Raw genomic sequence first — 26,359 nt, 5'->3', positions numbered from 1 at the left:
GAGGACGGGCGTCGGATTCAGGACTGCGATTGTGATTGCGACTGCGACCGGTTTTGCGACTGCGACTGCGACTGCCCCGCCGCACGCACCTGTTCTTCCGCCAGCATGCGCGCCTCGTCGCACAGCTCGTCGAGCGGCATCACCGTCACGCCCACCTTGAGCGTGTGGCGCGCGCCGCCGTGCAGCACGCCGCGCATCGGCGACACGTCGGAATAGTCGCGGCCGATGGCCAGCGTCACGTAGTCCTCGCCCGGTTGCCGTCCATTGGTGGGATCGAAGTCGGCCCAGTCGCCGGCGCCGTCGATGCCTGGCAGGTAGACCGACACCCACGCGTGCGAGGCATCGGCGCCCACCAGCCGCGGCTTGCCGGGCGGGGGCTGGGTCAGCAGGTAGCCGCTGACATAGCGTGCCGGCAATCCCATCGTGCGGAAGCAGCCGATCATGATGTGGGCGAAATCCTGGCAGACACCGCCGCGCTGGGCCAGCGCCTCCACGGCGGGCGTGTTGACTTCGGTGCTCTCGGGGTCGTAGTCGAACTCGTTGTAGATGCGCAGGCACAGGTCCATCGCGACATCGAAGGTCGGCCGGCCCGGCGCGAAGCTGGGGCGCGCGTAGGCCGCGAAGTCTTCGTGCCGGGGCACGTAGGGAGAGGGATAGGCGAAGTCCGTGGCTGCGTCGTAGCGCGTGTCCTTGCGGTATTGAAAGCGCTCGCGCACCTGCTCCCAGGGCAGTGTTCGCGCGGCGTGCGGAGCGAGCACGGGATTCGAGGTTTCCACCACGCTCTCGGCGGTGACCACCAGTTTCTGGTGTGTCGTGTCGAGTGCGAAGAAGGCGCGTGCGTTGCCGTAGATGTCGGGTGATTCGCTGCGTTGCGCAGGCTCGGGCTTGATCGCCAATCTATGGCTTATCAGCCGTTGTGACGGGGTGGCCAGCGGCTTCAGGTGCGCGAGGTGCTGCGCGGTTTCCACCGGCGGCGTGTAGTCGTAGCGGGTCTCATGGGTGACGTGAAGCAGCATGGGGGGATTTTGCGCCGATGGCGTGAGAAGTTGTGCAGATGCAGGGGAGGGCGCCATCCCGCTCATTGAAAGGTGAACTTCGCACGCACGCCGGAAAAGAGTTTGGCGGAATTGAAAGCACGCGCGCCGTCGTTGCATTCTGGCCAATTGCACCTGAGACAATCGCGCGGTCAGGAATCGGGCAAGCCTTCACGCCCACGAGTGAAGGACAGGGAGAGAACAAATAATGGATCAACTGAGCCTGTTGGGCGGGATCGACTGGGCCGCCATCGCCAAGATCGTGGCGATCGACATCATGCTGGGCGTGGACAACGCCATCGTCATTGCACTCGCATGCGCGGGCCTGCCCGTTGCCTTGCGCTCCAAGGCCATTTTTCTGGGCACTGCGGGCGCCGTGATCCTCCGAGCCGTCCTGCTGGCCTGCGCCGGCCTGATGTTCGGGATGGTGGCCATCAAGGGCATCGCGGGGGCCTACCTCATCTACATCGGCGCCAAGCTGTTGCTGGACAACGCCGACGAGCAGCATGCAGAGGGGAAGGCGACCACCATCTTCGCGGCGGTCAAGACCGTGATCATTGCCGACTTCATGATGAGCCTGGACAACGTGCTGGCCGTCGTGGGGGCCGCGCAGAGCGCCGGCGCGCATTCGACGTGGTACGCCATCGGCGGCATCGTGCTGAGCATTCCGATCATCATCTTCTGCGCCCAGGGCATCATGAAGTTGATGGATCGCTTCCCCATCATCCTGTGGGTGGGCGCGGGCATGCTGGGCTGGGTTGGAGCGGAAATGATCCTGTCGGAGCCCTTGCTCGCCAATGCGGTGCATGCCATCGAATCGCATGGTGCGTGGGTCCACACCGCGGTGAAGGCGGTTGGCTTTGCTGCCGTGATAGTGGTGGTGCTGCTGATCCAGGCGCTGCGCAAGCATGGCGACACCGAGTCCACCGCAAAGGTCTGATCACGACATGAAGCCACGTACCATGGGTTCCCCCCGACCGCTCGCCGTGGTCGCGCCGGAAAGCACCGCAGCCGAACCGCTGGCCGTTCCTTCCTTCCTGCCGGCCGCGCCGGTACAGCACGTTGAGGTCCCCGCAGCGCCGATCGCCACGCAAGGCGCATGGACCGGCGAGGTGGTCTTCCCGCAAGGCATGAGCCCCGCGCTCGTGACGCCGGAGCAGCAGCGCGGCATCGTGGACCAGGTGAACAGCCTGAGCATCACGGACATGCCGCTGATGCAGATCGCCGGCCTGGGCTCGGAAGTCGAGGTCGCGCTGCACAAGTCGCTCGGTGCCTTCCTCGACCGCATCGACAAGGGCGAGTCGCCGCAGGTCTTCCGCCTGGTGAGCGAGCTCAACACCGCGATCAAGGCGGAAGAACTCGATGCGCTGGCCGACAGGATCGTCGACGGCAAGCTCCCGCTGATGGATCGCATCCTCGGCAAGCTCAGCCCGAAGAACCTGACCGCAGCCGGCGACGCCGCCTTCGAGAGCCTGCGCCTGCTGGTCGCCGGCAAGACCCGCAAGCTCGGCAGCGTGATCGAGGAAATGGAAAAGAAAGTCGAGGTCGAGAAGCAGAAAGCGATGGAGGAAGCCCGCTCGCTCGAGCGGCTGAAGGACAACTATCGCGCCCGCCTTGGCGAGTTCGTGATGGCCACGCTCTTCCTGTCGACCCTGCTGGGCAAGGCGCGCCAGGAACTCGCTGATATCGAAGCCGCGCATGCCCGTGGCGACTACGTCGGCGAGATGACGCTGCAGGAAGCACAGGACAAGGTCCAGGCACTCGAGAGCCGCGCGCTGGCGGTCGAGGCCGTGTTGACCAAGCTGCCGGCGGAGCAACTGATCATCCGTCAGATCCAGACGGCCACGATCCAGACCGTGCAGGAGGTGACGACCACGGCTGCGGGCCGTTTCGCCAGCATCAAGATGACGCTGCTGACCTTGCATGGCGCGATGACCGTGCAGAACCTGCAGCGCACCGACCGGCAGGGCGCAGAGCTGGATGCCAACCTCAACAGCGTGCGCAACAAGCTGGTCAAGCAGGTGGTCACCGCGGCCGCGAACGCGCCCGGCGACAACCGCCTCGCGCAAGCCAATCAACTCAAGGGCGTGACCCGGACCGTCTCGGAGTTGGTCGCCATCACCGAGAAGGCGCGCATCGACAACCAGGCCAAGTTCGAAGCGGCCCGGACCATGCTCGTGCAAGCCCGCACGGAACTGACCGGCCTGGGCGCGGTCATCCGTCCCGACAAGGCCGTGAACCTCTGAGCCGCGCGCTCGCGGGATCAAGGACCAAGTCGCGCCGGCTTGGCCATTCGACTTGAAAGAATCTCTGCAATCAAGAAACTCATCGAAAGAAAAAAGCATGTCCGCATTGACACTCAACCTCACCAAGCCCGGCGAACGCGGCGCCAAACTGTCCCTGAACCTGGCGAAGGACGAAATCTTCAAGGTCAAGCTGAGCTGGGACGGCGACACCGACCTCGACCTGCACGCGCTCGCCTGCTTCGGCGCGGCCAACGACCAGCCGCGCGTGACGGCCTTCGAGCAGATCTTGTCGACCTACAACGTCAAGCGCAAGATCGGCGGCAACGAGGTCGGCACGATCGTGAAGGCCTCCGACGGCACCTTCGACATCCTGAACAAGGCGCTGGTGCACAGCGCCGATGCCACCGATGGCGCCTTGGCGGACGTGGACGAGTGGATCAGCGTCAACCCCGGCAAGCTCAACAAGGCCGCCGGCGAAGTGGTGGAGATTCCGCTCGTCGCGATGATTCATCCGCAAGTGGCCGGCCGCACCTTCGGCCAGGTCAGGAACGCCAGCGTGTCGATCGAAGACTCCAGCGGCAAGACGCTGCTGACGGCCAACCTGTCGTCGCAATTCGGCAGCTTCATCGGCGTGCAGATGGGCTCGATCATGATCGACGAGTCGGGCAAGGCGGAGTTCGCCCAGACCGCGGTCGGCTTCAATGGCGACTTCAACAGCGTCATCGAGAACTTCTCGTAATCCATCCGTGAGCGCTTCCGCAGACGTGCCGCGCAGGCCGAGGACGATGGGCGCGACCCCGCCGTCCACCGCGCCTGCGCCGGCGGTGGTCCCTGCCGGCGTGCCGGAACCGGCCCGCCGCGCACCACGCGCGATGGCCAGCAGCCCGGCGCCCACAACGGCAACGCCGGCGGCGGCACCTCCGGCACCGCTCGTTCCGGCCGCAGGCGCCACGACGCCGATGCCGATGCCGATGCCGCGCCCGATGGCCGGCGAAGTCCGCAAGGGCGTGCAGGCGCGGCCCGAGGATCTCGCCGCCCGGTTTCCAGCCTTGAACAAGAGCCAGTTGTCCTTCGCCTCGACCCTGCTCAGCTCGGTGGTCGCCGGCGCGTTCGACTGGTCGCAGGCGCAGGACTGCGGGGTGGCGTTGCAGAAGCAGTACGGCGACGTCGTCCAGCGCCTGCTTGACGTGGCATCGTCGAAAGTCCTGCGAACCGCGCCGCAATACCTCAGCCGCCTGCTGGCGCTGCTGGAGGAATGTGCGCAGGACTATGCGCCGCCGAGCAGCATCATCGGCCGGTGGCTGCGCAAGGACAAGCCGAACGCACTGGCGCTGCATCGCAACGAGATCGACGAGCTGAAGAAGAAGCTGTCGCAGGCCTGCGTGGATCTGGAGCAGCCGATTGCCGAGGTCATCGCCATCCGTGGCGAGTTGAGCGCCTTGGCCGAACAGTTGGTGGCTGCCTCGATGGCCTGCGAATGGCTCATGGAGCGCGACTGGGTCGCGGAAGAGGTGCGTGCGGTGCTGGTCGACCGGGCCTTGGTGCTGACCCGCACGGCGGCCCTGGTGCAGGAGCAGCAACTCCTGTCCCTGAACTCCGCCAGCAACATGGACGCCTTGCGCGACCGCATCCAGGAAGGCGTGCTGATTGCCCTGCCGTCGTGGCTTTCCACGATGGCCTCGGTGCCCGCCGACAACGAGACCCAGCGCTTCGTCGCCCGCGACGACCTGCGGCAAATCATCGATCGAATCAAGAACTGAAAACAGGGAAGTAACTTCAATGGCATTGACACTCAACCTCCAGAAATCCACCACCAGCCTCACGCTCTCACTGCAAAAAGTCGGCATCCACAAGATGCCCGTGCTGGACATGGGCGTGGTCCTCGACGTGAGCGGCTCCTTCAGCGACGAGCATGCGGACGGCACCACCACCGACCTGCTGACCCGCCTCGCACCCTGGGGCCTGAGCTTTGATCCCGACAAGAAGATCGACGTCTTCACCTTCAGCAATGGCGCGGCGTCGGCACACATGGTGGGTTCGCTGACCGAGTCGAACTACCAGGGCTACGTTCGCAACAACATCATCGAGAAGGTGCCGGGCTGGTGTGGCGCGACGGACTACAGCTACGTGCTGGAGCTGGCGCTCAAGGAGTTCGGCTGGGTGGATGGCGCGGCCAAGAAGGCGGGCATGTTCGGCCGCATGTTCGGCAAGAAGGACGAGCCCGCCAAGCAGAAGAAGCGCTCGCTCATCATCTTCATCACCGACGGCGACAACAACGACAAGGACCGCACGCGCAAGATCCTGCGCGAGTCCGAGGCACGCAAGGACGAGGTGTACTTCCTGTTCCTCGGCGTGGCCAACGGCGGTGGCGCCTTCCATTTCCTGGACGCGATCGGCGACGAGTTCGGCAACACCGGGTACCGCAACATTGCCAACATGCGCAAGTTCGTCCGCATGTCCGACGAGGAGATCAACGCCTACCTGCTCGACGACGAACTCGTGGGCTGGCTCAAGGGCTGAGCGAGCGGAGAAGGGCCATGCCGAAAAGCAAGTTGTTCTTCCTCATCGCCGCCGGGATGAGCGCGCCTGCCTGGTTCGTCAATGTGGGTGCCTTGCCGTTCACGACCCAGTTCATCTGGATTGGCGGCGTCATTCTTTGCGCACTGTTCGGTCTCGCGTTCCGCGCGAGCGGGAAGTAGCACCGATGACGGATCTGCGTCGATTCGACCTGCCGACCACCAGCAACAACGCACATGCTTGATTCGCCCGCTTCCGCATTGATTGGCGTGTACCAGCGCTATGTTTCGCCCTACAAGGGGTTTTGCTGTGCCTACAGCGCTCGCACGAAGAGGCGTTCGTGCTCAGCGTATGCCAAGTCGATCATCGAGCGTCTGGGCGCAGAGGCGCTCATTGCCGCCATGCCTCGGCAATTTGCCCGCTGCAAGGCGGCCTATCTGGCGCTGACCCTGGCTGCGGCTGAATCGCAATCCGAAGAGCAGCGGCAAAAGTCTCCTTGGTGGCAGCATTGCGATGGCAACTGCAACCCCTTCGACTTCGTGGATCCAAGTCAACTTCATTGCGATCTGCCGTGTGATTGCTCGCTATGACAATGCCTTTGCTCAGGCACCCACGGACCGCAACGACTCCGAAGTCAACGTGAAGTAGCGCGTGCCGATCGCATCGGACACGTGGTACGCGGCGGCCTCGCAACTTTCGAACAGGTGGACCAGCGCGGGGTATTGCGCATCGGGCCCGGCCTCGCAGAGCTTCTCGAGTGTCCAGGTGGCGGGGTCGGGCAATTCATAGGACAGGGCTGTCAGCTTGCCTGGTGCGCTGCCAGCGAGCCGTGCAATGCGACCGCGCAGCGTTTGCGTGACCCAGGCCAGCGAACGCGGGTTGTCGCCGTCGAGCACCAGCAGGTCGACCATCGTCGCCACATCGCGGCGCTGCTGGTAGCGCGCATGGAAGGTGATGGTGCTGTCGAACAGCGCGACCATCGCCTCGAAGCCCGCCACCTCATGCACCGCGCCGATCTCGAAGCCAGCGGCCAGCGCGCTGGACAGGAAGGCCAGCCGCTCGATGTGGCGTCCGATCGAAAGCAGTCGCCAGGCATCGTCGCGCGTCATGCGGTCGGTTTGCGCGCCGGTCATTGCGGCCAGCGCGTTGCTTGCGCCCTCCAGCGAGCGCAGCGCGGCGCCGATCGCATAGCTGCCTTCACCTCCTTCACCAGCCTGCTCCGCGGTGCGGCGCAGGAATTCGGACTCGGCGCGCACGATCTGGCTCCAGTGGTCTTGCGACAGGCGCTCGCGCACGGCGGCTGCCGCCTGCCGAACGCAGCGCAGGCTGAAGCCGACACTCCCGCCGCGATTCACGTCGCCAAGTTCGGCGACCAACGCCCGCTCGAACACGCGCCGCGATTTCGTGCCGCCGGGCACCTCGCGTGGTACCAGTGCGTTGCGCAGCGAAAGGCGATGCAGCCAGCCGAGCAGCTGGCGCGAAGACTGGTCCTCGCCGCCGAGCAAATCCAGCGTGAGGCGCGCCAGGCGTACGGCGTTCTCGGCACGTTCGGTATAGCGGCCGAGCCAGAACATGTTCTCCGCGGCGCGGCTCGTCACCGGCGCGCGATGGCGCGCGAGCGACGCGGGCGTCGACTGCGGCTGCAGCAGCGAGGTGCGGTCGACGTGGCCGTGGGTCTGCACCCAGACATCGGCGCTGCTGCCGCCGCGCTGCATCGAGGCGATCTGCGCGTCGGCGCCGGCGAGCCGGGCCAGCCCGCCCGGCAGCACCCTCCAGGACTGCGCACCATCGCTTACCGCGAACACGCGCAGCAGCACCGCGCGCGGCGCGATGTGGCCCGGACCGAAGTCCTGCGCCCAGGTCGGCATCTGCGACAGCGGCAGGTAGCTTTGCACGGTGTGCGCATCGCCTCTGCGGACAATGCGGCCCGCCCATTCGTCCAGTTCGCGGCGGCTCAACCGGCTGCCGAGCACCGGCTCGAAGGTGTCGTGCGAAGCGGAGCCCGTGTAGGTCGGCTTGATGGCACAGTCACCGAGTTGCGGCAGCACGGCTTCCATCGCGGCGCGCTCGCCGCACCACCAGGTCGGCAGCGCGGGCAACTGCAGCCGCTCGCCGATCAGGTGTCGCGCCAGCGCCGGCAGGAAGCCGAGGAGGGCGGGCGATTCGAGGAAGGCCGAGCCCGGCATGTTGGCCACCAGCACGTTGCCGGCGCGGATGGCCTGCAACAGGCCGGGCACGCCTAGCGTGGAGTCGGGCTTGAGTTCGAGCGGGTCGAGGTACTGGTCATCCAGCCGCTTGATCAGGCCGTGCACCGGGCGCAGGCCCTGCAGCGTCTTGAGATAGAGGCGCTGGTCGCGCACGGTGAGGTCGTTGCCCTCGACCAGCGTGACGCCGAGGTAACGCGCCAGGTAGGCGTGCTCGAAGTAGGTCTCGTTGTAGGGGCCGGGCGTCAGCAGTGCGATGTGCGGCGGCGCGCCGGCCGGGCAGATCTTCTGCAGGCCTTCCATCATGGCGCTGTAGGTCGCGGCCAAGCGCTGCACGTGGAGCGCCTCGAAGGCCTGCGGGAACTGGCGCGAGATGGCCAGGCGGTTCTCCAGCAGGTAGCCAAGGCCGGATGGCGCCTGCGTGCGTTGCGAAACCACCCACCAATTGCCGTCGGGGCCGCGTGCCAGGTCGAAGCCCGCGATGTGCAGCCAGGTGTCGCCCGGCGGCTTCACGCCATGCATCGCTCGCAGATAACCGGGATGGCCACGCACCAGTGCGGCGGGCAGGAGCCCTTGGGCCAGCAACTGCTGCGGGCCATAGACATCGGCCAGCACCCGGTCGAGCACCCGAACGCGTTGCTGGACCCCTGCTTCGATCTGGGCCCAGCTTTCGGGCGAGATCATCAAGGGGAACAGGTCGAGCGACCAGGGGCGCTGCGGGCCGTCGCCGTCGGCATAGACGTTGTAGGTGACGCCGTTGTCGCGGATCTGGCGGGCCAGGCTGACGGCCCGGCGCGGCAGGTCGTCGAAACCGGCCGAACCGAGTTCGTCGAAGAAGCGCGACCAGCCTGGTGTCAACGGCGGGCGCGTGGGCGGAGGCGGCCCTTCGGCCTGCTGCGGTACGGGCGGCGCCTGCGTGGCATCGTGCAATGGCGCGGGGGAGGGCTGCGCAGGTGGGCTGGTGCGCGGCGCGCTCAAGGGCGTGGCAACCCCCCTCAATTCATCGAAATGGCCGGCGTGCGCGGGGGGCGCCAGCGCCGAGGCCAAGGCGGCCGGCGCCTCGAGTGAGGCGTTGCCGAAGAGGGAGTCGTTCATGGGTTCCACAGTAGGCCGATTGTCACATTGCCGTCATGGGCATTGGATACCGGCCGCAGTGGAAACATATACGCCTAACGTCGCAGATCGAGCGTGAACGGGAACTCGCGGCTGCCTGCCAGCTCGATGGTTGCCGGCGGCGTGCTCATCAGGCCGGGTGTGTGCCCCATGCGTGCAAAGCGCGAATGGCGGCGGCTCTCGGCCTCGTAGGCGTTGACCGGGAAGGTGTCGTAGTTGCGACCGCCCGGGTGCGCCACGAAGTACTGGCAGCCGCCGAGTGAACGCTTCATCCACGTGTCGACGATGTCGAAGGTGAGCGGCGCATGCGCGGGAATGCTCGGATGCAGCGCCGACGGCGGATTCCACGCCTTGTAGCGCACGCCCGCGACGAACTCGCCCGCGGTGCCGGTCGGCTGCAGCGGCAGCACCTTGCCATTGACCGTGATCACATGCCGGCTCTCGTTGAGGCCGGTGACGCGGACCTCGATGCGCTCGAGCGACGAGTCGACGTAACGCACCGTGCCGCCGGCCGAACCTTCCTCTCCCATCACGTGCCACGGTTCCAGCGCATTGCGCAGCGAGAGCTCGACGCCCATCGCCTGCACCTGGCCCACCAGCGGGAAGCGGAACTCGAAGTGCGGTGCAAACCAGTCGATGTCGAAGCCGAAGCCGGCTTGCTTCATCTCGGTGATGACGTCGTCGAAATCCATCTTGACGAAGGTCGGCAACAGGAAACGGTCGTGCAGTTCGGTGCCCCAGCGCGTGACGGGCGCCTTGTAGGGCTCGTCCCAGAAGCGGGCCACCAGCGCGCGGATGAGCAACTGCTGCGCGATGCTCATGCGCGCATGCGGCGGCATCTCGAAGGCGCGCAGCTCCAGCAGGCCGAGGCGGCCGGTGCTGGAGTCGGGCGAGTAGAGCTTGTCGATGCAGAACTCGCTGCGGTGCGTGTTGCCGGAAACGTCGATGAGGATGTTGCGCAACGTGCGGTCGACCAGCCAGGCCGGCATGTTCTGGCCGTAGATCTCGCGGTTCTTCGCGATCTCCTTGAGCGCAATCTCCAGTTCGTAGACCTGGTCGTTGCGGGCCTCGTCGACGCGCGGCGCCTGGCTCGTCGGGCCGATGAACATGCCCGAGAACAAATACGACAGCGATGGATGGTTGTGCCAGTACAGCAGCAGGCTGGCGAGCAGCTCGGGCCGGCGCAGGAAGGGGCTGTCCGCGGGCGTGGCGCCGCCCATCACGAAGTGGTTGCCGCCGCCGGTGCCGGTGTGGCGGCCGTCGGTCATGAACTTCTCGGCCGACAGGCGCGTCTCGAAGGCCGCGTTGTAGAGGAACTCGGTGTGATCGACCAGTTCCTTCCAGTTGTTGGCTGGGTGGATGTTGACTTCGATGACGCCAGGGTCGGGCGTGACGGCCAGCACCTTCAGGCGCGGGTCGCGCGGCGGCGGATAGCCTTCCATCACGATCTTCACGCCGAGTTGCACTGCGGTGGCTTCGACGGCGGCGACCAGGTCGAGGTAGTCCTCCAGGCGGGCCAGCGGGGGCATGAAGACGTAGAGCACGCCGGAGGCTGCGCCGATCTTCTCGGCGGCTGGGCCATTGGCGCGGCGCGGGTCGCGGACTTCGACGCACAAGGCGGTGCGGGTGACCCAATGGGCCGATTCGCCGCGGCGCGGCTGGCGCATCGCGTCGTTGTTGGCGCTGGCATCGAAGGGCGCGGGCTTGCCGGAACCCTGCATCTTCAGCGCCGTGCCCGTTGCGGGCGGGGTGCCGAAAGCAAAGGGAACGGAAGCCAAGTCGCCCGTCGCGCCGCCTGGCAGCGTGGCCGGCGCGTAGGCCGTGCCGAGACCGGCACCACCCGTGCCGCCAGCGCGCGAAGAAGCCGTGCCGAGGCCCGCGCCACTGGCGAGTCCGGTCACGGGTGCGGTCGCGGGGGCAGCATAGCGCGCCAGGTATTGGGCGGCGGTCGGCAGCGCAGCGCGCGGCGCGGTCGGGTCGCGGTCGACCAGGTACGGATAGTCGCCCTTGCTGGCCCACGGCTGCGAATCGAGCGGCAGGCGGTAACCCATCGGCGAATCGCCGGGGATCAGGAACAGGCGGTCGTCGCGCAGGAACCAGGGACCGGTCTTCCAGCCGGGACCTTCGAGCGGCGGCGCATCGGTTTCGGCGCTGGCGGGTTCGATCGGCAGCATGTAGCCGATGACCGCATCGAGCTTCTGCGTGAACACGCGGCGCAGGCGCACGCGCTCCATCTCGTCGTCGAGCTTGGACTCGAACACGTCGACGTTGACTGGCAGGCGGCGCTCACGCCAGAGGTAGTAGTAGATGTCTTCGTAGCCGGGCTGGATGAAGCGTTCGGTCAGACCGAGCTTGTGGGCCAGCACCGTGGTGAAGCGGCGTGCGTCCTCGCTGGTGTAGTGCGTGGGCACGCGCTCGTCGGCGAACACCGCGGGGTCATGCCACAGGCGCTGGCCGTCAGCGCGCCAGAAGATCGACAAGGCCCAGCGTGGCAATTGCTCGCCCGGGTACCACTTGCCCTGGCCGAAATGCAGAAAACCGCCAGCGCCGTATTCGGCGTGCAGCTTGTGCACGAGTTCGGTGGCAAATCCGCGCTTCGTGGGGCCGAGCGCGTCAGTGTTCCATTCCGGTGCATCGCGGTCGCTGGTGGCCACGTAGGTGGGCTCACCGCCCATCGTCAGGCGCACGTCGCCATCGACCAGGCGCTTGTCAACCGCCTCGCCGAGCTTGACCACCTCGGCCCACTGCTCTTCGGTGTACGGCAAGGTGACGCGCGGCGATTCGTAGATGCGCGAGACCTTCATCTCGTGGCCGAAGTCGACCTCGGCATCGTCGACCACGCCTTCGATGGGCGCGGCGCTCGATGGCGTGGGCGTGCAGGCCAGCGGGATGTGGCCTTCGCCGGCCAGCAGGCCGGACGTGGCGTCGAGGCCGATCCAGCCAGCGCCGGGCAGGAACACTTCGCACCAGGCGTGCAGGTCGGTGAAGTCGACGGTGGTGCCGCTCGGGCCGTCGAGTGCCTTCACGTCCGGCGTGAGCTGGATCAGGTAGCCGGAGACGAAGCGCGCGGCCAGGCCGCAGTGACGCAACAGTTGCACCAGCAGCCAGCCGGAGTCACGGCAGGAACCACTGGCGTTGGTCAGCGTTTCTTCCGGCGTCTGCACGCCGGGCTCCATGCGGATCAGGTAGTTGATGTCCTTCTGGACTTGCTGGTTGATGCCGACCAGGAAGTCGATGGTGCGCTGTTCCTTGCGGTCGACCTTGGCCAGGTAGGCCTTGAACAACGGCGTGGGTTCTTCCTTGACCAGGTAGGGCGCAAGCTCCTCGGCCTGCGATTCCGTGTACTTGAACGGGAAGTTTTCCGCTTGCGGTTCCAGAAAGAAGTCGAAAGGGTTGTAGACCGCCATCTCGACGACGAGGTCGACGGTAACCTTGAACTCGCGTGTCTTTTCCGGGAAGACCAGCCGCGCCTGGTAGTTGGCGAACGGGTCCTGCATCCAGTTGACGAAATGGTCGGCGGGCTCGACTTGCAACGAATACGAGATCACGTTGCTCCGGCAATGCGGCGCGGGCCGCAGGCGCACGACCTGCGGGCCCAATTGCACGGGGCGGTCGTATTTGTAGTGGGTGACGTGGTGGAGCGCGGCGTGAATGGACATTTGTTTTGAAGTGTCGTGAAGAGGCGCCAATGGCGCACGCATACTAGCCCACGGCAAGCAATTAGCGCGCCAAAGCGCGAAGGGATGGAGTGCGAAACGTGGGGCGAATGAGACGTTGATGGTGGCCGGCGGGGAGGAAGAAGATGCCGGCCAGCGCCGCCCGTGGGCCTTTGCCGCAATGGCTGGCTCGGTGCTGGGCGCCGGGTTGCAATTGCAGCAGCGGGAATTGTCGTCGCTCGGGGTGTACGCGGCGATGGCGCTGGGTGCCTTGGCGGCCTTGTGGGTCTTGCAGCGCCGGCGTCATCGAGGCGGGCGAGCGACCGGTCTGCTGGCGTTGGTGCTTGGCGCCGTGCTGGCATTCGGCGCGGCCGGCGCGCGGTCGGTGGTGTATGCCGATGGGGCACTGGACCCGGCCATCGAAGGGCGTGACCTGCAGGTGGTCGGTGTGGTCGCGCAGATGCCGCAACGGGGCGAGGGCGCGTTGCGCTTTCGGCTCGACGTCGAATCGGCGCGCTGGGTGGGCAAGGAGGCCCAGTCGCCAGCGCCCTCCGCATGGCCGACGAAGATCGCGCTCGGCTGGTATGCGGAGAACACCGGACTGTGGGGCCGGCCTCAGCGCACCGAAACGCAGGGCCCGGTTCCATCGGTCCCGTCGGTCCCGGCGGAACTTCATGCAGGCGAGCGCTGGCGGATGACCGTGCGGCTGCGCGCGCCGCATGGCAACCTGAATCCGCATGGCTTCGACTATGAACTGCTGATGTGGGAGCAGGACGTGCGCGCCGCCGGCTATGTGCGCACGGGCAGCAACGATGCGGCGCCCGAGCGGCTCGGCATGACGTGGCAGCACCCGATCGAACGTGCCCGCGAGTGGGTGCGCGACGCCGTGTTCGAGCGGGTGGCCGACAAGCGATCGGCCGGCGTCGTCGCTGCGCTGATCACCGGCGACCAGAGCGCCATCGATCGCGCTGACTGGGACGTCTTCCGGGCGACCGGCGTGGCGCATTTGATGAGCATCTCGGGCCTCCACATCACCATGTTCGCGTGGCTCGCCGCGGCGCTGGTGGGCGCGCTGTGGCGGCGCAGCACGCGCTGCATGCTGTGGTGGCCTGCGCCGCATGTGGCCCTGGTGGGCGGTGTGCTGCTGGCTGCGCTCTACGCATTGTTCAGCGGCTGGGGCGTGCCGTCGCAACGCACGGTGAGCATGCTGGCGACCCTGGCACTGCTGCGCTTCACCGGGCGGCGCTGGCCGGCGCCGAACCTGTGGCTTTGCACTTGCGCGGTAGTGGTTGCGTTGGACCCGTGGGCCTTGACGCAGGCCGGCTTCTGGCTCAGCTTCGTTGCGGTGGGGGTGCTGTTCGCGACCGATCCGGGCGAGTCGCCCGCCGGCCGGACGAGTTTCGTGGTGCGACTGCTGCGGATGCTGCGTGAGCAATGGGCGGTCACGTTGGCGCTGGCGCCGCTGACCTTGCTGCTGTTTCAGCAAGTTTCGCTGGTGGGGCTGCTGGCCAACACCTTCGCGATTCCGTGGGTCACGCTGGTGGTGACGCCGCTGGCGATGCTGGGCGTGGCGATCCCGCCGCTGTGGGACGTCGCGGCCTGGGCCGTGCAGGGACTGGGCGCCTTCCTGCAGTGGCTGGCGGGCTGGCCCCTGGCCACGGTTTCTACGGGGGCGCCGCCGGCATGGCTGGCGCTCTGCGGCGTGGCCGGCGGGGTGCTGCTGGCCATGCGGCTGCCGCTTGCGATGCGTGTGCTCGGGCTGCCGCTGCTGCTGTCGGCCTTGCTTTGGCAGCCGGCACGTCCGGCGACGGGTGAGTTCGACCTGCTGGCGGCGGACGTGGGCCAGGGCAATGCCGTGCTGGTACGCACCGCACACCATGCCTTGCTGTACGACACCGGCCCGCGCTACAGCCTGGAGAGCGACGCCGGCCTGCGGGTGCTGGTGCCGCTGCTGCGCGCGCTGGACGTGCGCCTGGACACCGTGGTGCTGAGCCATCGGGATGCCGACCACACCGGCGGCGCGCCGGCCGTGCTGGCGACGCAGCCCCAGGCTGCGCTGCGCAGTTCGATCGAGGACGGCAATCCCTTGCAGCAGTTGCGGCATTCGGACAGATGCGTGGCGGGCCAGCGATGGGAATGGGACGGCGTCCGCTTCGAGTTCCTGCATCCGCTGGCGGCCGACTACGACCGCGCCAGCAAGCCCAACGCCATCTCGTGCGTGCTGCGCATCGACAACGGGCGCGCCAGCGTGCTGCTGGCCGGCGACATCGAGCGCGACCAGGAAAGCGCGCTGGTGGCGCGCGACCCCGGATTGCGGGCCGATGTGCTACTGGCGCCACATCACGGCAGCAAGACATCGTCGAGCGCATTGCTGCTGGACACCCTGAAACCGCGCATCGCTCTCGTGCAGGCCGGCTACCGCAACCGCTTCGGCCACCCGGCGGACGAGGTGCGCAAGCGCTACGAGGCGCGCGGCATCGCGCTGGTCGATTCGCCGCACTGTGGTGCGATCGGCTGGCAAAGCAGTTCGCCCGCGGCCTGGACATGCGAGCGCCTGGTCGCACGGCGCTATTGGCAGCACGTCCCGCACTGATTCGCGCAATCGGGTGCATCCAAAGGAAGAAATTGGCCTTGAACTTGCTAAGCTATGTGCGAAGGAGATTGGTCGCTCTATGCACAAATTTGACGAGATGTACGAATCGCAGCCCTACGCGGGCGCTGTGATCCGAAGCCACTACCAGCGCTACGACCAATGGCTGGCAAAGCAACCGGGCGAAGTCATGCGCTCGCGACGCGAAGAGGCGGAAATGATCTTTCGCCGTGTCGGCATCACCTTCGCGGTGTATGGCGCCAAGGACGAGGATGGCGCGGGCACCGAGCGGCTGATCCCGTTCGACCTGCTGCCGCGCATCATCCCGGCCGACGAATGGGCCGAGATGGAAAAGGGCCTGGTGCAGCGCGTCAATGCGCTCAACCGCTTCATCCACGACGTCTACCACGACCAGGAAATCATCAAGGCCGGCATCATCCCGGCCGAGCAGATCCGCGACAACGCGCAGTTTCGCCCCGAGATGATGGGTGTGCACGTGCCGCATGAGGTCTACTCCAGCATCGCCGGCATCGACATCGTGCGCGCCCCCGACGCCACCGGCAGCGGCGAGTACTACGTGTTGGAAGACAACCTGCGCGTGCCCAGCGGTGTGAGCTACATGCTCGAGAACCGCAAGATGATGATGCGGCTGTTCCCGGAGTTGTTCAACCAGAACCGCGTCGCGCCCGTCGCCCACTATCCCGACCTGCTGCTGGAAACGCTGCGCGCCATCGCCCCGCCGGCCACGCCGGAGCCCACCGTGGTCGTGCTGACGCCCGGCATGTACAACAGCGCCTATTTCGAGCATGCCTTCCTGGCGCAGCAGATGGGCGTGGAACTGGTCGAGGGGCAGGACCTGTTCGTCAAGGACGACTTCGTCTACATGCGCACCACGCGCGGGCCGAAGCGGGTCGACGTGATCTACCGCCGCGTCGATGACGACTTTCTCGATCCCGAGGTGTTCCGCCCCACGTCCACGCTGGGTTGCGCGGGCCTGATGCGGGCCTACCGCGCGGGCAACGTGGCCATCTCCAATGCGGTAGGTACCGGTGTGGCGGATGACAAGTCGATCTACCCCTACGTGCCGAAGATGATCGAGTTCTACCTGAACGAGAAGCCGATCCTCAAGAACGTGCCGACCTACATGTGCCGCAACAAGGACGAGCTGGAGTACGTCATCTCCAACATGAAGGACCTGGTCGTCAAGGAAGTGCACGGTGCCGGTGGTTACGGCATGCTCATCGGCCCGGCCGCGACGCAGGCCGAGATCGAGGACTTCAAGAAGGCCGTGCTGGCCAAGCCCGATGGCTACATTGCGCAACCCACGCTGAGCCTGTCCAGCTCGCCCACCTTCGTCGACGCCGGCATCGCACCGCGACACATCGACCTGCGGCCCTTCGTGCTGTCGGGCAAGGAAGTGCAGATGGTGCCGGGCGGGCTCACCCGCGTGGCGCTGAAGGAAGGGTCGCTGGTGGTCAACTCCTCGCAGGGCGGCGGCACCAAGGACACCTGGGTGCTCGAGGCTGACCGCCAACCGGGCACCGCCGCAAAGCCCGCGTCAACGCCATCGCAATCGCAAAAGCAATCGGCATAACAACAAACGGAAAGCTCACAGATGTTGTCTCGCACCGCCGATCACCTCTACTGGATGTCGCGCTATACCGAGCGCGCGGAGAACACCGCGCGCATGCTCGACGTTAACTACCAGACCTCGCTGCTGCCGCAATCCGCCGAAGTTGCCAACCAGGGCTGGCAAGGGCTGCTGTCCATCAGCGAGTTGCTGCCGTCCTATCGCAAGGAACACGAGCAGATCGTGCCGGCGCAGGTCATGGAGTTCATGGTCAAGGACGAGGACAACCCCTCGTCGATCGTGTCCTGCCTGCGGGCCGCGCGCGAGAACGCCCGCGCGGTGCGCGGCGCGCTGACGACCGAGGCCTGGGAAACGCAGAACACCACCTGGCTCGAAGTCAACCGCATGCTGCGTGCGGGCGACTTCGAACGCGATCCGGGGCAGTTCTTCGAATGGGTGAAATTCCGCTCGCACCTGTCGCGCGGCGTCACGCTCGGCACGATGCTGCAGGACGAGGCCTTCTACTTCTCGCGCCTGGGCACCTTCCTGGAGCGGGCCGACAACACGGCGCGCCTGGTAGATGTGAAGTTCCACGCGATGAACAGCGAGTTCTTCGGCCAGGGCGCCAGCGACCAGGAGTACGACTTCTATCACTGGAGCGCGATCCTGCGCAGCGTCTCGGCCTTCGAGGTGTATCGCAAGGTGTACCGCGACGTGATCAAGCCGGAGCGGGTGGCGGAACTGCTGATCCTGCGCGCGGACATGCCGCGTTCACTGCATGCGAGCCTGGCCGAGGTGGTGGCCAACCTGGCGAAGGTGGCGAACGACCAGAGTGCGGAGACGCAACGGCGTGCGGGCAAGCTGCTGGCTGATCTTCAGTACGCGCGGGTCGATGAGATCCTGGCGACGGGGCTGCATGCGTATCTGACGCAGTTCCTGGATCGGGTGAATGAACTGGGGTGGCGGATCAGCCAGGACTTTCTGGTTCCGACGCACTGACTTCGGTTCATAGCGCCACTGCTTGCCGCACGGCGTGCTCCCAACGCGCCATCGCCTCACTCGCCTGCGTCCGGCTCAACGTCGGCAAGAAGCGGCGCTCCACGCTCCACAGGCTGGAGAGCTGCGACACGTCGCTGTAGACGCCGGTCGACAGGCCGGCCAGGTACGCCGCACCAAGGGCCGTCGTCTCGGTCACCTCGGGCCGCACGACTGGGATGCCCAACAGGTCCGCCTGGAACTGCATCAGCAGGTCGTTGACGCTGGCGCCGCCATCCACTCGCAATTCCGCGACAGGACGGCCGCCAGCTGCGACCGCATCGCGGCTCATGGCCTGCAGCAGCGCGGCGCTCTGGTACGCAATGCTTTCCAGCGCGGCGCGCGCCACGTGGCCTAGCGTTGTGCCGCGCGTCAGGCCGGTGATCGTGCCGCGCGCATCCGCATTCCAGTAGGGCGCGCCCAAGCCCGTGAAGGCGGGGACCATCATCACGCCGCCCGCATCGGGCACGCTCTCGGCCAGCGCCTGCACCTGCGCGCTGCCTTCGATGGCCTTGAGGCCGTCCCGCAGCCATTGCACCACCGCGCCGCCGACGAACACGCTGCCTTCCATCGCGTATTGCGGCGTCGCGCTGGTCTGCGCGGCGCTGGTCACCAGCAGGCCGTTCTGTGACGGCTGGAATTCCGCGCCGGTGTGCATCAGCATGAAGCAACCGGTGCCATAGGTGTTCTTCGCCATGCCGGCCTCGAAGCAGGCCTGGCCGAACAAGGCGCTCTGCTGGTCGCCGGCCACGCCGCCGATAGGGAGGGGGCGGCCCAGCGAGGCGACTTCGACGTCGGCGAAGTGCGAGCTCGACGGCTTCACCGCGGGCATCAGCGATTCGGGAATGTTCAAGGCCTTCAGCAGCTCGGCATCCCAAGTGTTGGTGTGCACGTTGAACAGCATCGTGCGGGACGCGTTGCTGACATCGGTGACGTGGACCTTGCCGCCGGTGAGCCGCCAGATGAGCCAGCTGTCGACGGTGCCGAAGGCGAGTTCGCCGCTCTCGGCCGCGGTGCGCGCGCCGGGCACGTTGTCGAGCAGCCATTGCAGCTTGGTGCCGGAGAAGTAGGCGTCGATGACCAGGCCGGTCTTTTCCCGGATGGTGTCCGTCAGGCCGTCCTCGCGCAGCCGCGCGCACAGGGGCTCGGCGCGGCGGTCTTGCCAGACGATGGCGTTGTGCACCGGCTCCCCGGTCTTGCGGTTCCACAGCAAGGTGGTCTCGCGCTGGTTGGTGATGCCGGCCGCGCGGATGTCCTTCGCCGTCAGCCCGCCCTTGAGCAGCGCCTCGCGCGCGGTGGCGATCTGGCTCTCCCAGATTTCCTTGGGGTCGTGCTCGACCCAGCCGGGCTGCGGGTAGATCTGCGTCAGCTCGCGCTGCGCCATCGAGACGATGCGGCCGACGCGGTCGAACACGATGCTGCGTGAACTGGAGGTGCCCTGGTCCAGGGCCAGCAAATAGGCGGTCATGCGATTTCCAGGCGGACTTGCGCGCGTGCCAGCAGGTCGGGGTAGGGCGGTGGCGGCGGCGCGTCGGTGAACAAACGGTCGATCTGCGAAAGGTGCCCCAGTTGGATCATCGCAGGGCGGTTGAACTTGCTGACGTCGGTGGCGAGCCAGACCTCGCGCGCCTGCGCGATGATGGTCTGCGCGACCTTCACCTCGCGCAGGTCGAAGTCGCGGAGCGACCCGTCGGACTCGATGCTCGACACGCCGATCAGCGCGATGTCCACCTTGAACTGGCGAATGAAGTCCACCGTGGCCTCGCCGACGATGGCCCGGTCGCGTGGCCGCACCGAGCCGCCCGCCACGATCACTTCGCACTGCGGGTTGTCGCTGAGGATGGCGGCCACGTTGAGGTTGTTGGTGATCACGCGCAGGCCGGTGTGGCGCAGCAGCGCCTTGGCAATGGCTTCCGTCGTGGTGCCGATGTTGAGGATCAACGAGCAGTTGTCGGGCACCTGGCTCGCCACGGCGCGGGCGATGCGCGCCTTGCCTTCCGCATGCAGCGTCTCGCGCTGCTGGTAGCCGATGTTCTCCGTCGTCGAACTGGGCACGCGCACGCCGCCATGGAAGCGTGTCAGCAGGCCCTCGTCGGCCAGCCGCTGCACATCGCGGCGCACTGTCTGTAGCGTGACGTCGAGCATCTCCGCCAGTTCGTCGACCGTGGCGGAACCGCGCTCGCGCACCGTGTCGAGGAGATGGATTTGCCGGGGATTGGGGTTGGAGGACATCAGGCTGCGATAGTGTGAAAACTTTATAGAACGAAAAGAAACGAATGCGTCTAAGGGAAAACTCCGACTGAAAGCGCGTGCTAAGGAATAAAAATGAACAAATTCGCAACTGATTTGCAACCCTCGTCGTGAGCGTCCATCTTTCCTCTCTGCCGGGTTCTGACATCGATTGCGACGTGCTGATCGTGGGCGGTGGCATCAACGGGTGCGGCATCGCGCGGGACCTGGCCGGGCGCGGCTGGCGCGTGGTGCTTTGCGAGAAGGACGACCTGGCCTCGCACACGTCTTCGTCCTCCACGAAGCTGATCCATGGCGGGCTGCGATACCTCGAGTACTACGAGTTTTCCCTTGTGCGCAAGGCGTTGCAGGAACGCGAGGTGCTGCTCAAGAGCGCGCCGCACATCATGTGGCCGCTGCGCTTCGTCATGCCGCACGACCCGTCGATGCGGCCGGCCTGGATGATCCGGATCGGGCTGTTCATGTACGACCATCTGGCGCGGCGGGAAGTGCTGCCGGGCTCGCGCACGGTCAGCTTGCGCAAGCATGCGGCCGGCGCGCCGCTGAAGAAGAGCTACAAGCGCGGCTTCGTCTATTCCGATGGCTGGGTGGACGATGCGCGCCTGGTGGTGCTCAATGCGCTCGATGCGCGCGAGCGCGGCGCGCAGGTGTTCACGCGCACGCGCTGCGTGGCGGCGCAGCGCGGCAACGATGGCTGGGTGGCGACGCTCGAAGGCGCCGATGGCACGCGCACCGTGGGGGCGCGGGCCGTGGTCAACGCGGCTGGCCCCTGGGCCGAATCCTTCCTGCGCGGCGTGGCCCGTTCAGCACGCGGAGAGACGCTGGCCACCAAGAGCTTGCGTCTCGTCAAAGGCAGCCACATCGTGGTGCCACGCCTGTTCACGCACGACCATGCCTACATCTTCCAGAACCCCGACAAGCGGATCATCTTCGCGATCCCCTATGAGGGTGACTTCACGCTGATCGGCACCACCGACATCGAGATCGAAGGTGACGACCCTGCCGGCGCGCGCATCACCGAGGACGAAATCGCCTACCTCTGCACGCAGGCCAGCCGCTATTTCGAGAAGCCGATCGTGTCGGCCGACGTGGCCTGGACCTATGCCGGCGTACGCCCGCTGCTCGACGACGATTCGGGCGACCCATCTGCCGTGACACGCGACTACCTGCTGGAGCCCAACAGCGAGGCGGCGCCGCTGATGTCGGTGTGGGGCGGCAAGATCACGACTTTTCGCAAATTGGCCGAAGACGCGGCCGATGAAGTCAGCCGCATGCTGGGTGAAGCGCGCCCTGCGTGGACAGACGGCGCCTTTCTCGCGGGCGGCGACCTGTCGCCATGGATCGGCAAGGCCGGCCGGCCTGACGCGGACTTCGAGCGTTTCGTGGTGTCGCTGCGTCACAAGCATGCATGGCTGCCGGCAGCGCTTGCGCGGCGCCTCGCCCGCGCCTATGGTGCGCGGATCGATCGGGTGCTAGGCGAGGCCAGTTCGATGGCCGACATGGGCGTCGAAGTGGCGCCGGGGCTCCACGAGCGCGAACTGCGCTACCTGCAATCAAGCGAATGGGCGACGACCGTGGACGACGTGCTGTGGCGCCGGTCCAAGCTGGGCCTGCACTACAGCCCGGCGGAACGTGCCGCGGTCGAGGCCTGGTTCAACACAACAAGAATCGAAGAGGGGATCCCCGCATGCAACTGAAGCTGGAGCATGTCACCAAGAAAGTCGGCGCGCAGACCTGGCTCTATGAGCAGAGCATCGCGCCGACATCCGGTGCCGTCACGGTCCTGCTGGGCGCCACGCAATCGGGCAAGACCAGCCTGATGCGCCTGATGGCGGGCCTGGACGCGCCGACGCAGGGCAAGGTGACGGTCGACGGAACAGACGTGACCGGCATGCCGGTGCGCCAGCGCAACGTGGCCATGGTCTACCAGCAGTTCATCAACTACCCCTCGCTCACGGTGGCCGACAACATCGCCTCGCCGCTGAAGCTGCGCGCTGAAAAGGACATCCACACGCGCGTGAAGGCGCTGGCCGACAAGCTGCACATCGGCATGTTCCTGGATCGCTATCCGCAGGAGCTGTCGGGCGGGCAGCAGCAGCGCGTGGCGCTGGCCCGTGCGCTCGCCAAGAACGCGCCGCTGATGCTGCTCGACGAGCCGCTGGTCAACCTCGACTACAAGCTGCGCGAGGGGTTGCGCGAAGAACTCACGCAGCTCTTCGCGAGCGGCGATTCCACCGTGATCTATGCCACCACCGAGCCTGGCGAAGCGCTGCTGCTGGGCGGCTACACCGCCGTGCTCGATGCAGGAGAACTGCTGCAGTACGGTCCGACCGCCGAGGTGTTTCATGCACCCCAATCGCTGCGTGTCGCGCGCGCCTTCAGCGATCCGCCGATGAACCTGCTGGCGGGGCGTGTCGTCGCGGGCGGCGTGCAACTGGAAGGCGGCCCGTTGCTGCCCCTGGCGACGCCAGCCGGCACCGAGGGCGCCGTCACCGTAGGCCTGCGCGCCAGTGCGTTGAACGTGAATGCGGGCGAGGGCGACATCGTGCTGCCGGGCAAGGTGGAATTGGCCGAGATCTCAGGCTCCGACACCTTCGTGCACGTGCACACCGTGGTCGGCGAACTCGTGGCGCAGCTCACGGGCGTGCACAAGCTGGACCTCAACGAGGCGATCACCTTGTACTTCCGCGCAGACCAGGCCTATGTGTTCGACGGGGCCGGCAAGCTTTCCGTGGCGCCGGCATGGCGCCGCGCGCAGTGAGGTAGACGCAAGCATGTCCCGCATCGACCTCGACCTCGCCCACGCCTACCGGCCCAACCCCAGCCAGGAGAGCGACTACGCGCTGCTGCCCCTCAAGATGAGCTTCCGCGACGGCGGCGCCTATGCGCTGCTCGGGCCTTCGGGCTGCGGCAAGACCACGATGCTCAACATCATCTCCGGCCTGCTCAAGCCTTCGCAGGGCACGGTGATGTTCGATGGCCGCGACGTCACCAACGCCACGCCGCAGGACCGCAACATCGCGCAGGTGTTCCAGTTCCCGGTCATCTACGACACGATGACCGTGGCGCAGAACCTGGCCTTTCCGCTGCGCAACCGCAAGGTTCCGGAGGACCAGATCAAGAAGCGCGTCGGCGAGATTGCCGAGATGCTGGAGATGAGCGGCCAGCTCAACCAGCGCGCGGCCGGGCTCGCGGCCGATGCCAAGCAGAAGATTTCGCTCGGGCGCGGGCTGGTGCGCAGCGATGTCTCGGCCGTGCTGTTCGACGAACCGCTGACCGTGATCGATCCGCACCTCAAGTGGCAACTGCGGCGCAAGCTCAAGCAGATCCATCGCGAGTTGAAGCTCACGCTGATCTACGTCACGCACGACCAGGTGGAGGCACTGACTTTCGCCGAGGAAGTGGTGGTGATGACGCGCGGCAAGGCGGTGCAGGTCGGCAGCGCGGAGGCCCTGTTCGAGCGGCCGGCGCACACCTTCGTCGGCCACTTCATCGGCTCGCCGGGCATGAACTTCCTGGAGGCGCACAGCGCGGGCGGCATGCTTGAAGTCGCGGGCACCCGCATGCGTGCACCACGCGAGCTGCCCACCGGTCCGCTCAAGGTCGGCATCCGGCCGGAATACCTGAAGCTGGCGGCGCCGCAGTCGCCCGGCGCCGTGCCGGCCACGGTGACGCTGGTGCAGGACGTCGGCACGCACGTGATGCTGACCGCGCAAGCGGGTGGCGTGTTGCTCAAGGCGCGCCTGCATTCCGATGCGCTGGTGCCGACCGTCGGCGAGGCCGTGTGGCTGCGCGTGGTCGACGGCCACAGCTGCTACTACCAGAACGAAGAACTCGTGGCTTGAGAGGAACGACATGAGCACGACAACCAAACCCATCAACCAGAAGGCATGGCTGCTGGTGCTGCCGGTGCTGATCTGCGTCGCCTTCTCGGCCATCGTGCCGTTGATGACGGTGGTGAACTACTCGGTGCAGGACATCATCTCGCCCGAGCGTCGCGTGTTCGTCGGCACCGAATGGTTCGCCTCGGTGATGCGCGACGATGAATTGCATTCGGCGCTGTATCGGCAACTGGGCTTCTCGCTGGCGGTGCTGGCGGTGGAGATTCCGCTGGGCATCCTGCTGGCCTTGTCGATGCCGGCCACGGGCTGGAAGGCCTCGGCGGTGCTGGTGATCGTGGCGCTGTCGCTCTTGATCCCGTGGAACGTGGTCGGCACGATCTGGCAGATCTACGGCCGTTCCGACATCGGCTTGCTCGGCCACATGATCCAGCTGATGGGCATCGAGTACAGCTACACGGGCAACGCGACGCATGCCTGGCTCACGGTGCTGGTCATGGATGTGTGGCACTGGACGCCGCTGGTCGCGCTGCTCTGCTATGCGGGACTGCGATCGATTCCCGATGCGTACTACCAGGCGGCGCGCATCGACGGCGCCAGCAAGTTCGCGGTGTTCCGCTACATCCAACTTCCCAAGATGCGCGGCGTGTTGATGATCGCGGTGCTGCTGCGCTTCATGGACAGCTTCATGATCTACACGGAGCCCTTCGTGCTGACCGGCGGCGGGCCAGGCAACGCGACGACCTTCCTGAGCCAGTACCTCACGCAGAAGGCGGTCGGGCAGTTCGACCTGGGGCCGGCTGCTGCCTTCTCGCTGATCTATTTCCTGATCATCCTGTTGCTGTGCTTCGTGCTCTACAACTGGATGCAGCGGGTGGGCACGCAGGAAGTGGAGCAAATAGCATGAACCCACCCCCGAATGCTCCTGCGGCGCTCCCCCTCAAGGGGGCGCACCCAGCGGCCCGGCAAAGCCGGTTCCGCGGGTGCCCACGAATGGGCAGCTTTGCTCGCCCTTTTTCATTGCGTTGTGGAAGACGCTCCAGCGTCATGGAGCGCTGACATGGCAGACAAAACCTCCTGGAAGCGCACCGTCTTCCTGCTCGCGTACATCGTCTTCGCGCTGCTGCCCATCTACTGGATGGTCAACATGAGCTTCAAGACGAACGAGGAGATCGTGTCGAGCTTCTCGTTCTTCCCGCAGCACTTCACGCTGGCCAACTATGCGCGCATCTTTACGGACGAATCCTGGTACTCGGGCTACATCAACAGCCTGATCTACGTGGGCATCAACACGGTGATCTCGCTCACCGTGGCGCTGCCCGCTGCGTACGCGTTTTCGCGGTACTCCTTCCTCGGCGACAAGCACGTGTTCTTCTGGCTGCTGACCAACCGCATGACGCCGCCGGCCGTTTTCCTGCTGCCCTTCTTCCAGCTCTACAGCACGGTCGGGCTGATGGACACGCACCTGGGCGTGGCGCTGGCGCACCTGCTGTTCAACGTGCCGCTGGCGGTCTGGATCCTCGAAGGCTTCATGAGCGGCATCCCGCGCGAGATCGACGAGACGGCCTACATCGACGGCTACTCGTTCCCGCGCTTCTTCCTCACGATCTTCCTGCCGCTGATCAAGGCCGGCGTGGGCGTGGCGGCCTTCTTCTGCTTCATGTTCAGCTGGGTCGAGTTGCTGCTGGCGCGCACGCTGACCAGCGTGAATGCCAAGCCGATCGTGGCGACGATGACGCGGACCGTGAGCGCATCCGGCATGGACTGGGCGACGCTGGCGGCGGCCGGTGTCCTGACCATCGTGCCGGGCGCGATCGTGATCTGGTTCGTGCGGCACTACATCGCAAAAGGCTTCGCGATGGGCCGCGTGTGAATTTCTCCCTCCCCCGCTGGGGGAGGGCAGGGGTGGGGGCACGCGGCGTCACCGATCGCCGCACGCCCCCATCCCGACCTTCCCCCGGAGAGGGAAGGAGCAAGGACAAGAAAGGAAGTTTCGATGTTCGATTGGATGGTCTGGACCACACCCGTTGCGGTGTTCTTCACCTGCATCGCGCTGATGCTCGTCGGCATGACCGTGTGGGAGCTCAGGTCGCCCACGGTCATGCGCAAGGGCTGGCTGCCGATGGAGACCACGCGCGGCGACCGCCTCTTCATCGGCCTGCTGGCCGCGGCCTACGTCAACCTGATCTTCATCGGCATCGCGGGCCTCTTGCAGGAGTGGATGGGCCTGGAGTCCGAGCCCTCGATCTGGATCAGCTTCGTGCTTTCGATGGGTGTGTTGGCATTGGTCATGCGCAAGGGCTGA

At 66.2% G+C, this 26,359-nt stretch carries 21 protein-coding genes; 16 read left to right on the top strand and 5 right to left on the bottom strand.

The window, feature by feature from the left end:
- Window positions 1-17: 17 nt before the first annotated feature.
- Window positions 18-1,016 carry a transglutaminase family protein gene (locus WKW82_RS35400; RefSeq protein WP_340347799.1) on the bottom strand — a complete coding sequence of 333 codons (999 nt, stop codon included), beginning with the start codon at window positions 1,014-1,016 and terminating at the stop codon, window positions 18-20.
- A 226-nt stretch (window positions 1,017-1,242) separates the two neighbouring features.
- On the opposite strand from WKW82_RS35400, the gene WKW82_RS35395 reads away from it, so the two are divergent.
- From WKW82_RS35395 to yidD, 7 genes are all read left to right on the top strand, one after another.
- A complete protein-coding gene (locus WKW82_RS35395; RefSeq protein WP_340347797.1) occupies window positions 1,243-1,974 on the top strand; it encodes a YjbE family putative metal transport protein in 732 nt (243 codons plus the stop codon).
- 7 nt (window positions 1,975-1,981) lie between these two features.
- Entirely contained in the window at window positions 1,982-3,280 is a 1,299-nt protein-coding gene (locus tag WKW82_RS35390; RefSeq protein WP_340347796.1) for a hypothetical protein, read from the top strand.
- Between the two features lie 97 nt (window positions 3,281-3,377).
- A complete protein-coding gene (locus WKW82_RS35385; RefSeq protein ID WP_340347795.1) occupies window positions 3,378-4,019 on the top strand; it encodes a TerD family protein in 642 nt (213 codons plus the stop codon).
- A 7-nt stretch (window positions 4,020-4,026) separates the two neighbouring features.
- The gene (locus WKW82_RS35380; RefSeq protein WP_340347794.1) at window positions 4,027-5,040 is read left to right on the top strand and encodes an SMC-Scp complex subunit ScpB; all 1,014 of its coding nucleotides are present in this window, start codon (window positions 4,027-4,029) and stop codon (window positions 5,038-5,040) included.
- Between the two features lie 19 nt (window positions 5,041-5,059).
- Entirely contained in the window at window positions 5,060-5,800 is a 741-nt protein-coding gene (locus WKW82_RS35375) for a VWA domain-containing protein (RefSeq protein WP_340347792.1), read from the top strand.
- Window positions 5,801-5,817: 17 nt separating this feature from the next.
- A complete protein-coding gene (locus WKW82_RS35370; RefSeq protein ID WP_340347791.1) occupies window positions 5,818-5,979 on the top strand; it encodes a hypothetical protein in 162 nt (53 codons plus the stop codon).
- A gap of 54 nt (window positions 5,980-6,033) precedes the next feature.
- Window positions 6,034-6,387 (top strand): membrane protein insertion efficiency factor YidD, encoded by a 354-nt coding sequence (gene yidD, locus WKW82_RS35365; RefSeq protein WP_340347789.1) that lies wholly within the window; start codon window positions 6,034-6,036, stop codon window positions 6,385-6,387.
- A 12-nt stretch (window positions 6,388-6,399) separates the two neighbouring features.
- Here the strand turns inward: yidD and WKW82_RS35360 are convergent, their stop codons facing one another.
- Together WKW82_RS35360 and WKW82_RS35355 are read right to left on the bottom strand one after the other, a co-directional pair.
- Window positions 6,400-9,096 carry a circularly permuted type 2 ATP-grasp protein gene (locus tag WKW82_RS35360; RefSeq protein ID WP_340347787.1) on the bottom strand — a complete coding sequence of 899 codons (2,697 nt, stop codon included), beginning with the start codon at window positions 9,094-9,096 and terminating at the stop codon, window positions 6,400-6,402.
- A gap of 74 nt (window positions 9,097-9,170) precedes the next feature.
- Window positions 9,171-12,773: a transglutaminase family protein gene (locus WKW82_RS35355; protein ID WP_340347785.1), complete on the bottom strand. Its 3,603-nt coding sequence runs from the start codon at window positions 12,771-12,773 to the stop codon at window positions 9,171-9,173.
- A 118-nt stretch (window positions 12,774-12,891) separates the two neighbouring features.
- Between WKW82_RS35355 and WKW82_RS35350 the strand changes: the two genes are divergently transcribed.
- From WKW82_RS35350 to WKW82_RS35340, 3 genes are all read left to right on the top strand, one after another.
- Window positions 12,892-15,363 (top strand): DNA internalization-related competence protein ComEC/Rec2, encoded by a 2,472-nt coding sequence (locus WKW82_RS35350; protein WP_340347783.1) that lies wholly within the window; start codon window positions 12,892-12,894, stop codon window positions 15,361-15,363.
- 79 nt (window positions 15,364-15,442) lie between these two features.
- Window positions 15,443-16,954, top strand: a complete 1,512-nt coding sequence (locus WKW82_RS35345) for a circularly permuted type 2 ATP-grasp protein (RefSeq protein WP_340347781.1) — start codon at window positions 15,443-15,445, stop codon at window positions 16,952-16,954.
- Between the two features lie 21 nt (window positions 16,955-16,975).
- Window positions 16,976-17,929: an alpha-E domain-containing protein gene (locus tag WKW82_RS35340; RefSeq protein ID WP_340347779.1), complete on the top strand. Its 954-nt coding sequence runs from the start codon at window positions 16,976-16,978 to the stop codon at window positions 17,927-17,929.
- A 7-nt stretch (window positions 17,930-17,936) separates the two neighbouring features.
- Here the strand turns inward: WKW82_RS35340 and glpK are convergent, their stop codons facing one another.
- The gene (gene glpK / locus WKW82_RS35335) at window positions 17,937-19,433 is read right to left on the bottom strand and encodes a glycerol kinase GlpK (protein ID WP_340347777.1); all 1,497 of its coding nucleotides are present in this window, start codon (window positions 19,431-19,433) and stop codon (window positions 17,937-17,939) included.
- Window positions 19,430-20,224, bottom strand: coding sequence for a DeoR/GlpR family DNA-binding transcription regulator (locus WKW82_RS35330; protein ID WP_479694186.1), 795 nt, complete (start codon window positions 20,222-20,224; stop codon window positions 19,430-19,432). The genes glpK and WKW82_RS35330 overlap by 4 nt, the downstream gene beginning before the upstream one ends.
- Window positions 20,225-20,325: 101 nt before the next feature.
- Here WKW82_RS35330 and glpD point away from each other — a divergent pair, with 101 nt between their 5' ends.
- The 6 genes from glpD to WKW82_RS35300 all read left to right on the top strand — a co-directional run bounded on the left by glpD (window position 20,326) and on the right by WKW82_RS35300 (window position 26,359).
- Window positions 20,326-21,912 carry a glycerol-3-phosphate dehydrogenase gene (glpD, locus tag WKW82_RS35325; protein ID WP_340347773.1) on the top strand — a complete coding sequence of 529 codons (1,587 nt, stop codon included), beginning with the start codon at window positions 20,326-20,328 and terminating at the stop codon, window positions 21,910-21,912.
- Entirely contained in the window at window positions 21,903-22,976 is a 1,074-nt protein-coding gene (locus WKW82_RS35320; RefSeq protein ID WP_340347772.1) for an ABC transporter ATP-binding protein, read from the top strand. Before glpD ends, WKW82_RS35320 begins: the two co-directional genes overlap by 10 nt.
- 13 nt (window positions 22,977-22,989) lie before the next feature.
- The gene (locus WKW82_RS35315; RefSeq protein WP_340347770.1) at window positions 22,990-24,060 is read left to right on the top strand and encodes an ABC transporter ATP-binding protein; all 1,071 of its coding nucleotides are present in this window, start codon (window positions 22,990-22,992) and stop codon (window positions 24,058-24,060) included.
- Between the two features lie 10 nt (window positions 24,061-24,070).
- Window positions 24,071-24,961, top strand: coding sequence for a carbohydrate ABC transporter permease (locus WKW82_RS35310; protein ID WP_340347769.1), 891 nt, complete (start codon window positions 24,071-24,073; stop codon window positions 24,959-24,961).
- Between the two features lie 153 nt (window positions 24,962-25,114).
- Window positions 25,115-25,927, top strand: coding sequence for a carbohydrate ABC transporter permease (locus WKW82_RS35305; protein ID WP_340347768.1), 813 nt, complete (start codon window positions 25,115-25,117; stop codon window positions 25,925-25,927).
- Window positions 25,928-26,050: 123 nt separating this feature from the next.
- Window positions 26,051-26,359 carry a DUF2160 domain-containing protein gene (locus tag WKW82_RS35300; protein ID WP_340347767.1) on the top strand — a complete coding sequence of 103 codons (309 nt, stop codon included), beginning with the start codon at window positions 26,051-26,053 and terminating at the stop codon, window positions 26,357-26,359.

Source organism: Variovorax rhizosphaerae (genome assembly GCF_037889975.1).
GTDB classification, from domain to species: Bacteria; Pseudomonadota; Gammaproteobacteria; order Burkholderiales; family Burkholderiaceae_C; genus Variovorax; species Variovorax rhizosphaerae.
This window is presented reverse-complemented; position numbering and strand designations above follow the sequence as displayed.